Annotated in this window: 1 protein-coding gene; it reads left to right on the forward strand. The window is 47.3% G+C overall.

Going from position 1 to position 421, the window contains the following annotated elements:
* Window positions 1–158 precede the first annotated feature (158 nt).
* Window positions 159–421 (forward strand): class II D-tagatose-bisphosphate aldolase, non-catalytic subunit (locus I6F38_RS43490; protein ID WP_225164726.1); only part of this gene is annotated, 263 nt, incomplete at its 3' end.

Consider the following 421-nt stretch of genomic DNA (forward strand, 5'->3'; position numbering starts at 1 on the left):
TAGTGGTTTTCATTATGTTTCTTTTGTGAATCAGATCAGAAAACCATTATCTTTCGTTTTATTTTTATCTCACCATGACGCAGTATCAACTGAAACAAAACGAAAGATTAATGTCGCAGTAATCTGAACTGGAGAGGAAAGTGAAACATCTGACAGAAATGGTGAGACAGCACAAAGCGGGCAAAACAAATGGGATTTACGCCGTTTGTTCCGCACATCCGCTGGTGCTGGAAGCTGCAATCCGCTACGCCAGTGCAAACCAAACGCCGTTACTGATTGAAGCAACCTCCAATCAGGTGGACCAGTTCGGCGGTTATACCGGAATGACGCCCGCCGATTTTCGCGGCTTTGTTTGTCAGCTCGCCGACTCGTTGAATTTCCCGCAGGATGCGCTGATTCTGGGTGGTGACCATCTGGGGCC

The organism is Bradyrhizobium sp. BRP56, from assembly GCF_020194035.1.
Taxonomy (GTDB): Bacteria; Pseudomonadota; Alphaproteobacteria; order Rhizobiales; family Xanthobacteraceae; genus Bradyrhizobium; species Bradyrhizobium australafricanum.